The organism is Halomonas sp. BC04, assembly GCF_000568385.1.
The window spans coordinates 1-8,890 of the sequence record NZ_AZQX01000096.1; the positions used below are offsets into that span (position 1 = coordinate 1).

Annotated in this window: 8 protein-coding genes and 1 pseudogene; 6 read left to right on the forward strand and 3 right to left on the reverse strand. The window is 62.3% G+C overall.

Annotated elements, in window-relative coordinates:
- From Q427_RS28695 to Q427_RS07145, 6 genes and pseudogenes are all read left to right on the forward strand, one after another.
- The coding region (locus tag Q427_RS28695) for a 3'-5' exonuclease (RefSeq protein ID WP_197030536.1) at window positions 1-687 on the forward strand (687 nt) is incomplete at its 5' end.
- Entirely contained in the window at window positions 684-884 is a 201-nt protein-coding gene (locus tag Q427_RS07130) for a hypothetical protein (RefSeq protein ID WP_331280562.1), read from the forward strand. The genes Q427_RS28695 and Q427_RS07130, both read left to right, overlap by 4 nt.
- A 5-nt stretch (window positions 885-889) precedes the next feature.
- Window positions 890-3,623: pseudogene (locus tag Q427_RS07135) on the forward strand (ATP-binding protein).
- Between the two features lie 267 nt (window positions 3,624-3,890).
- Window positions 3,891-5,216: a cache domain-containing protein gene (locus Q427_RS07140; RefSeq protein WP_051496198.1), complete on the forward strand. Its 1,326-nt coding sequence runs from the start codon at window positions 3,891-3,893 to the stop codon at window positions 5,214-5,216.
- Window positions 5,108-5,896, forward strand: a complete 789-nt coding sequence (locus tag Q427_RS35155; protein WP_051496199.1) for a methyl-accepting chemotaxis protein — start codon at window positions 5,108-5,110, stop codon at window positions 5,894-5,896. Before Q427_RS07140 ends, Q427_RS35155 begins: the two co-directional genes overlap by 109 nt.
- A gap of 239 nt (window positions 5,897-6,135) precedes the next feature.
- Window positions 6,136-7,359 (forward strand): EAL and HDOD domain-containing protein, encoded by a 1,224-nt coding sequence (locus Q427_RS07145; protein WP_051496200.1) that lies wholly within the window; start codon window positions 6,136-6,138, stop codon window positions 7,357-7,359.
- A gap of 144 nt (window positions 7,360-7,503) precedes the next feature.
- Here Q427_RS07145 and Q427_RS33510 read toward each other — a convergent pair whose 3' ends face one another.
- The 3 genes from Q427_RS33510 to Q427_RS31060 all read right to left on the reverse strand — a co-directional run.
- Window positions 7,504-7,662, reverse strand: coding sequence for a hypothetical protein (locus Q427_RS33510; RefSeq protein WP_231613498.1), 159 nt, complete (start codon window positions 7,660-7,662; stop codon window positions 7,504-7,506).
- Entirely contained in the window at window positions 7,659-8,642 is a 984-nt protein-coding gene (locus Q427_RS07150; RefSeq protein ID WP_231613500.1) for a DUF294 nucleotidyltransferase-like domain-containing protein, read from the reverse strand. Before Q427_RS07150 ends, Q427_RS33510 begins: the two co-directional genes overlap by 4 nt.
- Before the next feature lie 79 nt (window positions 8,643-8,721).
- The coding region (locus tag Q427_RS31060; RefSeq protein WP_231613502.1) for an HlyU family transcriptional regulator at window positions 8,722-8,890 on the reverse strand (169 nt) is incomplete at its 5' end.

Genomic DNA, 8,890 nt, shown 5'->3' on the forward strand with positions numbered 1-8,890 from the left:
CCCAGGGCGCTGGCCGCACCCCGCCCCGAATTCCACGACTTCGGCATCGCCGACCTGCCGCCGCCCGACGCCGAACTCGCCCGACGTCCCCTGCGGGCCCTCGAGATCGTGGCCTTCGACACCGAAACCACGGGCCTGGAACTTCGCCGCGGCGACACGGTGATCAGCATCGGGGCCTGCCGCATCGTCAATGCCCGGCTGCTGGCCAGTGATGTCTTCGATGTTCGTGTCGATCCCGGCAAGCCGATTCCTCCGGCCAGTACCGCCATTCATGGCCTCACCGACAGCGACGTGCGCGGCGCGCCCCCCCTGCCCGTCCTCCTGCCCCGCTTTCGCAACTATATCGGCGACGCGGTGGTGCTGGCGCACAACGCGGCCTTCGACCTGCTGGCCCTGCAGCCTCCCGGGGCCAGTGTCACTCTGGATATGCCGGTGCTGGACACGCTGCTCATATCACGGGCCCTGGACGAGAGCCTTGACGGCCATGACCTGGACACCCTGGCCGACCGCTACAGCCTGAGGTTCCCCCCGGGGACACGACATACCGCGCTGGGCGATGCCCGGGTCACGGCTGAGCTATGGCTCGCGCTGCTGCCGCGCCTCGAGGCGAGGGGCATCGAAACCCTGGAGCAGGCCCTGGCGCTCCAGGCCACGGCCCTCACCAAGGAGGATGCCTTCGCCTCATGATGAGCCCCTCGCGCCTCAAGGAACGGCTGATTGCCCTTATCGTGGTGGCCACCGTGCTCTTCCTGCCGCCGCTGGTGATGGTGGTTGACCGCCCGCCCGAGGATGGCCCCTCCTGGCTGCCGCTGTATATCTTCGTCACCTGGACGCTGGTCATCATCCTGGCAGCCTGGCTGCTCGAACAGCGCTCGGGAGACTGACGCGGATGCGCACGGATGCCATCGTCCTCAGTGTCGCCTTCGGCTATCTGGCGCTGCTGTTCGTGATCGCTGCCTGGGGCGACCGGCGCGCGGAGCAGGGCCGTTCGCTGATCGGTTCACCCACCGTCTACGCACTCTCCATTGCCGTCTATTGCACCGCCTGGACCTTCTACGGCAGCGTGGGACGTGCGGCCCAGTACGGCCCCGGCTTCCTGCTGATCTACCTGGGCCCGACACTGGCCATGCTCATGGCCCCCTTCATGATTCGCAAGATGGTGCGCATCGCCCAAGTCCAGCGCATCACCTCCATCGCCGACTTCATCAGCGCCCGCTACGGCAAGAGCCAGGGGCTTGGCGCGCTGGTGGCCTTCATCGCCCTGATCGGCATCACCCCCTATATTGCCCTGCAGCTCAAGGCGATCACGGTCAGCCATGCGGTGCTGGTCAATTATCCCCTGGCCCCGGAGTTGAGCCTGGCCGAAGAAGCCTTCTGGGTCGACAAGTCCTTCTGGGTCGCCCTGGTACTGGCAGTCTTCATCATTCTCTTCGGCACCCGCCACCTCGACGCCAGCGAGCGTCACGAGGGCATGGTGGCGGCGATTGCCTTCGAGTCGCTGGTCAAGCTGGTGGCCTTCCTGGCCGTGGGGATCTTCGTGGTCTTCAGCCTGTTCCGCGGCCCTGGCGATCTCTTTTCCCAGGTGGCCGCCAGTCCGGAGATCCGCGCTGCCTGAGTCTCGAGTCGGTACCCGGCGGCGCCAGTGGCTGGGTCGGCATGCTGGTGCTGGCCTTTCTCGCCTTCCTCACCCTGCCGCGCCAGTTCCAGGTACTGGTGGTGGAGAACGTGGACGAGCGCCATATCACACGCGCCAGCTGGCTGTTTCCACTCTACCTGCTGGCGATCAACCTGTTCGTGATTCCCATTGCCATGGCCGGCCTGCTGCTGCCCGCCGGCAACCCGGACCCGGACAGCTTCGTGCTGACCCTGCCGCTTTCCGCCGGGCTCGACGGCCTGCCCTTGCTGGTCTTCATCGGCGGCCTCTCGGCGGCCACGGGCATGGTGATCGTGGAGACCATCGCCCTCTCCACCATGGTCAGCAACCAGCTGGTGATGCCGCTGCTGCTGCGCTCGAAGCGCCTTCACCTGAGCTCCCAGGGTGAGCTGGCCGGCTGGCTGCTGGGCATCCGCCGGGTGGCCATCGTGCTCATCCTGCTGCTGGGCTATCTCTACCATGCGCTGATCGGCGACTCCTACAGCCTGGTCACTATCGGCCTGGTCTCCTTCGCCGCTGCCTGCCAGTTCGCCCCGGCCATGCTGATCGGCCTCTATTGGCGCGGTGCCACCCGACGAGGCGCCGCACTCGGCTGATCGCCGGCACCCTGATTTGGGCCTGGACCCTGCTGATACCCGGCTTCGCCCAGTCCGGCTGGCTCAACGACGCCTTCCTGGAGCACGGCCCCTGGGGCATGAGCTGGTTACGTCCCTATGCCCTGTTCGGCCTGGAGAACTGGGATATCTACAGTCACTCGCTGCTCTGGAGCCTGATGGCCAATGTCGGCTTGCTGGTGGGCATCTCCCTGTTTTCCCGCCAGAGTCCGGTGGAAAGGACCCAGGCGGCGCTGTTTACCGAGGCGATGCATCCCGGTCTCATCGAATCCTCCCTGTGGCACGGCCAGACCACCCGCGGGGAACTTCGCACCCTGCTCAATCGCTATCTAGGCTCGGGCGCCACGGCTCGGGTCTTCGCCGACGTTGCCTACGCCGAGCTAGACGACACCTCGCCAGCGCCGCCTGACCTGGTCACTCGTGCCGAGCAGGCACTGGCAGGGGCGCTGGGCAGTGCCTCTTCGCGGGTGCTGATCAACTCTCTGGTACGCGGCGAGGCGCTGGACCTGGAGTCGGTACTGAGCATTCTCGATACCACCTCCGAGACCCTGGAGATGAATCGACGCCTGGAGCAGAAGTCCCGTGAACTGGCCCAGGCTAGCGAGGAACTGCGAGCCGCCAACGAGCGGCTACGTGAACTCGATCGACTCAAGGACGAGTTCGTGGCCATGGTGAGCCATGAGCTGCGCACTCCCCTGACGTCGATCCGCGCCTTCGCCGAGATCCTGCGCGACGGCAAGGACCTGCCGGAAGACAAGCGCCGTCACTTCCTCGACGTGGTGGTGCTGGAAAGCCAGCGTCTCTCCCGCCTGATCGAGGAGATTCTCGACCTGGCAAGGCTGGAGAGCGGAAGGTTGACGCTGACGCCGCAGAAACTTGATCTGGTGTCGCTGACCCGGCATAGCGTCGACGCCGTCCACCGCCTGCAGGAGGATCGCGGGGTGACCCTGCAAGTGGATATCGACGTTGACGAGGCGCCAGTCATCGGCGACCCGGACCGCCTTGAGCAGGTCATCATCAATCTGCTCGACAACGCCAGCAAATTTGCCGATGACGACGACCCACAGGTGCGCCTCCTCCTGACACGACACAAGCAGCACTATCGGCTCAGCGTGGAGGACAATGGACCCGGTATCGCCGAAGCGGAGCGTGAGCGGGTCTTCGAGAAATTCCACCAGATAAAACGCCTGAGCAGCAGTGCCGGCAAGGCCAAGGGGCGCCCCAGGGGCAGCGGTCTGGGTTTGCCGATCAGCCGTGGCATCGTTGCCCACCTGGGCGGCAGGCTCTGGGTAGAGGACGCCCCCCAGCTGGCGGGCGCCTGCCTGGTCATGGAACTGCCCCAGGCCACCGAGTGATCCACCCCCAGCCTATTTTCTGTTGTACGTGCTAAAGAAACCCTCGCTCCCGCCGATACCCCTTGTGCCAGGGCATGACGAAACAGCCCGTCCAGGCGCTCGATAAGCCCGCCATACATCCAAGAACAACAAGCATCCGGAAAGCCGGGCCATCACGCGCCGCTGGGCCAAGTCGCTCTTCAGCAGACGGTCCGATTCGCTGTGCTGCTTCGTCGATAACACCTGGACCTGCATTAACTGCCACGTCCCAAGAGAGCCCCCTACACAATGAAGCGACTCACACGTCTATCACTCACGCAGAAACTGCTGGGCGCGATCGGCCTGCCGTTACTGCTGGCATTCATCGCGCTGGGCCTGATCGTCAATACCCAGTTGAACAATGCCATCCCGCCGATGCTGGAAGACACCAGCGCCCGGCAGGTCGACGCTCGGGCCAATGAAATCGGCCGCTGGATCGAGGGCTACCGGACCCTGCTGTCCGGCCTTGCCAAGGATGAGAGGCTCGCCGAATCGGTGCCCGTGGAAGAGCATCTCGACTGGCTGGCCAGCCGTCATCCGGGCGATGCCACCATCGAATCGTTCTACTTCGCCGACGCCAGCGGCGATACCGTGACCCATACCGGTGCCAGGGCGGACATCTCCAGTCGCGGCTATTTCCAGGAGCTGATCGTCGATGGCACCACGGATCGGCTGCTGGCCGACCCGGTGCTCTCCCTGGTGAGCGGCCTGCCCACCGCGATAATTGCCGAAGCGATCTTCGACGAGGCGGGAAACCGCGTCGGCCTGCTAGGCATCACCCTGTCGATGGAAGCCGTCTCGGAAATCACCTCCGCCATCGACGTGGGCGAAGGTAGCTACGGCTACATGGTCGACAGCGGCGGCATGGTCGTGGCCCATCCCGATCCCGACCTGCGCATGAACCTCAACGTCACCGAAGCCGACCAGGCCGGCTTCCAGGGCGCCAATGCACTGGGCCAGCGCATACTCTCCGGTGAACCCGGCATCGGGCAGGTGGTGTCACCCTTCGGTGGCAACGTGACCATGGTCTGGAGCCCGATTCGGGGAACCGGGGGCTGGGCGCTGGCGGCGGCCATTCCCAGCAATGTCTTTACCGCTGTCTCGACGAACCTGCTGTTCTCCCTGCTGATCGTGGGTGCGGTGATACTGCTGCTGCTGCTGGTCATCGTCGGTTTCACTGCGCGCAAGGCACTGGCGCCGATCAAGCAGACCGCCCAGGCCATGGCCGATATCGCCCAGGGCAAGGGCGACCTGACCCGCCGGCTGACGGCTCATAGCATGATGAAGTGGGCGAGCTCGCCGTACAGTTCAACGGCTTCGTCGAGCGCATGCAGCGGACCCTGCAGGAAGTGCGCGGGAACGCCCGTACCGTCCTTTCCGGCGCCAGCGACATGGCCGACGGCACCCAGGAGCTCTCCTCGCGCACGGAGCAGGCCGCCGCCAACCTGCAGGAAACCTCGGCATCCATGGAGGAGATTCACTCCACCGTCTCGCACACCGCCCAGGCATCCGAGCAGGCCAACGGACTGGCCACCAATGCCGCCGGGATTGCCGAGCGCGGCAATGAGGCCATGACCGAGATGCAGGCCAAGATGGCATCCATCGACGCATCGGCCAACAAGATCAGCGATATCATCGGCCTGATCGACTCGATCGCCTTCCAGACCAACATCCTGGCGTTGAATGCCTCGGTGGAAGCCGCCAGAGCCGGAGAACATGGCCGGGGCTTTGCCGTGGTCGCCCAGGAAGTCCGCAACCTCGCCAGCCGTTCAGCCGACGCGGCCAAGGATATTCGCGGACTGATCGATACGTCGGTGAAACACACCCAGGAGGGCAGCCAGATCGTCAAGGGCGCGGCGGAGCGGATGCAGGAGCTGCGCCAGAGCGTGATCCAGGTCTCGGACGTGATCAGCGAGATCACCGCCGGTGCCCGTGAGCAGACGTCGGGAATCGAGCAGGTCAACACTGCCGTGGCGGAGATGGATACCATGACGCAGCAGAATGCCTCCATGGTTCACCAGAATGCCGGCCTGGCCGCCACCATGCGCGACAACGCCCGTCGCCTCGATGAGCTCATGTCGGAGTTCATACTCGGTGAAGCGCGGCACACAGAGACCCAGTCCAGCCCGTCGATGAGCCTCCCGAGCCCCGCCCTGCCCTCGACGGTAACGACCGCCTCGCAGCAGGTTGGGAAAGGAGCACCCAAGCGTCAGCAGCCCGTGCGAGAGCTGGAAGAGGATTGGGAGACATTTTAAGACCACCTCAGGCAAGACCAACTGAGCCAAGCCGCTTCCAGGGAGGGAAGCGGTGCCCTTGATCAACGAGCTCCCGCCCGCCCTGCTACAGAGCGCCTACCTGATCATGGAATCAGCACCTGCCCCCAACACAAAGACATTTTCCTTTGAATTTCGGCCACACCTTAATCCATGCTAAAGGTATCAGAACAAGTGTCGATAAACGTAGAAGGAGTATCAAACTCAAATCGAGGAAAAACATGACACAGGGAATTGGAAGTGCGGACACTCTCTTGCTGGCTTCACAGCCCATCTTCGATAAGCAGGACAAAATTCATGGCGTCGAACTGCTCTATCGACATGAATCAGGCTTGGGAGCGTTGGACGTTGGTGAGGCGGTCGCTACCGCGGAGGTGATTTACCAACTTCACACTGCCATAGCTAAGAGAGCCAGCTTTTCTCAGGCTCCTGTCTTCGTGAATGTTTCAGCCGAAATACTACTCTCACGGCATTTCCTGCCGCTTTCACCCGAACACGTCGTGATCGAGCTGGTCGAGCGAATTGTACCGACACCGGAACTGATTGAAGCTGTTCAGCGTCTCCATCGTCAAGGGTTTCGGTTCGCTCTGGATGACTTCGCCTTTAACTCTGAATGGTCTCCCCTCCTTTCGCTTGCCACGTACATCAAGGTCGATATCTCGACGCTGACGGCTGAGAAGGTTGAATTGCACAAACATCAGCTTTCGCATCTGGACCTAAGATGGATTGCCGAGCGCGTCGAGACCCGAGAGGAGCGCGATGCCTATCAACGTATTGGCTTCGAACTTTTCCAAGGCTATTTCTATGCACGGCCGACACCGTTATATGGAAAGAAAATACCGGCCGCCACACTTCAAGCTACGAAACTGCTCAACGCACTATGCCAAACTGAACCCGACATCGGTGAGATCATCAATCTCATACAGTCCGATCCAGAACTAGCCATCAAGCTGACCCGTGTCGCCAATAGCGCCTTTTATCGACAACAAGCCCCGATTAGTTCACTTAAAGACGTCGTAGCTCGCCTAGGTTTTCAAAAGCTATCCAGCTGGGCTGCAATGTTTGGCCTGATGAGTGATGCGCGTTCCGAACACGCCGAATTAGCACTTGCACGCGCCAAAGCCTGCGAACTTCTAGCCCAAAAGGATCATTTAAGCGGTCAATACGCCTACTTCATCGGCTTGCTATCCACCGCCGACCTATTGCTGGGTATCCCGAGCGAGCAATTTCTCGGCTACCTGGGACTCGATTCAGCGACTGTCAATGCAATTCTTCATCGGGAAGGAAGTTACGGCAATATCTTGGAACGTATTGAAGGCACTGAGCGATACTACGCCATGCGACATTTGCCATCCGGCAGAGAAGACGCACACATCCTGACTCTCTATCGACAGGCACATCATGCCGCGTTCGAACTCCTGACCACGCTGACACCAATGAAATAATGGTAATGCGACTTAACTTGTTCACTTACTTTTCCAAAGCTTCCCTCCAAATGAGTCGATAACTGACGGTGGGGGAAGAGAGCTGAAACATTCTGAGCACATTGAAAGCATGCCGCCTCCTGGGAGGGAGGCGGTGCCCCTTGATCAACTAGCTCCCGAACTCCCCTGCGCCAGCCTGGCCAGGCTGCGGATCGCCTGCAAATCGTGCCGTAGCAGCAGCCGCTGATCATCTTCCAGTCGCGCCAGATCGATCCATCCATCGGGAGTGGCATCCGCCTTGACGCTGGCCTGTTGCGCCGTCAACAGGATGCCCTGAAGCCGATCCAGGGCGGCGATAAGCCACGGGCCCGAGTGGCTGTCAGCGCCTCCTCTAGCACCAGTGCGGGCAGCCGCAAACGCGTATCGATGACACGCACGCCATGGCGAAGCGCAAGCAGCCGAACGGCGTTGACCAGCGGCAATACGCCCTGGAGCTTGAGATTGATGGCATTGTCGTGGGGGGCTCCTTCGCCATCCCCGGCAAGCCGCCCGAAACGGTCCAGCGCCACCGGTAGTTCCTTCAACAGCGACGTCATCTCATCGAGGAACAGGCTCGAGCCAGGCATCAAGTGCTGTATGTGATCGCTCAAGGATTCGGCTAGGCCCACATCGCCATACACCGGATGAAAATCGAGCAGGATATTGCTCTGCTGGACGCGCTTGATGCGCCGATCACTGGTCCACAGCGTCAACTGCTCACGCCATTCGGAAAGCCGCTTGCGCCACATCGGCCAGCGCGCCATGACATGACCGTTACATAACGGGATCCCCGCCTCATCCAGCCGTGCCGTGAAGCGCTCGCCCAGTGACTGGAAGTACCCATCGATCTCGGTATGCCGTGCATCGGGGTAGTCGGCAATGATCATGGCGTTGTCCTGGTCAGGCCCCAGCAGGCTCTCGTGGCGGGCACCGGAGCCCAGGATCAACACACAGAAGGCGACCGGGGGCTCTCCCCACCCCAGCCCCTGCATCTCGTTGAGCGAGAGCTGGATGGCCCGGCGGTAGAGCAGTTCGTTATGGTCGCTGATCAGCTGGCTGATGCGCCAGGCGGGTATGTCGAGGCGCTGCAGCGCCTCGACCAGGCGTGCCTGCCAGGCGTGGGCGACCGCCAGGTCCGGGGCGGAGCCCAGTTCAACCAACGCATCACGCAGGGGAGCAAGCAGAGGGGGAAGCGTCTCGGGGTCAGGCAGAGTGTCGGCGGCAAAGAGTTCACGCCAGGGCGAGGCACGGTGCAGTAGGCGCATGGAGGCTCCCGGAAAAGGCTACCCCCAGTCTACGACTGCACCGTGCTGTTTGCCCTTGTTCTAATGGATAAGAGCACTATCAGCGTGACTTGAACATCTCGTCGCCGACCTGATCGATATAGCGCTGAGCCTTGCTGACCATCAGCTGGTCACAGGCCTCCCGCCCGGGCACCATGTCGGAGCGCTCGAAGCGATGCTCGAGCATTTCGCCGTCCACGCCCGGCTTGCGAATCCACCGCTCACGCGGC

Bases quoted from the DNA above. Each gene is read 5' to 3' on its own strand.
- Q427_RS07150 (WP_231613500.1), bottom strand. From the start codon at position 8,642: ATGCGCCTACTGCACCGTGCCTCGCCCTGGCGTGAACTCTTTGCCGCC.
- Q427_RS07140 (WP_051496198.1), top strand. From the start codon at position 3,891: ATGAAGCGACTCACACGTCTATCACTCACGCAGAAACTGCTGGGCGCG.
- Q427_RS35155 (WP_051496199.1), top strand. From the start codon at position 5,108: ATGGAGGAGATTCACTCCACCGTCTCGCACACCGCCCAGGCATCCGAG.
- Q427_RS07145 (WP_051496200.1), top strand. From the start codon at position 6,136: ATGACACAGGGAATTGGAAGTGCGGACACTCTCTTGCTGGCTTCACAG.
- Q427_RS07130 (WP_331280562.1), top strand. From the start codon at position 684: ATGATGAGCCCCTCGCGCCTCAAGGAACGGCTGATTGCCCTTATCGTG.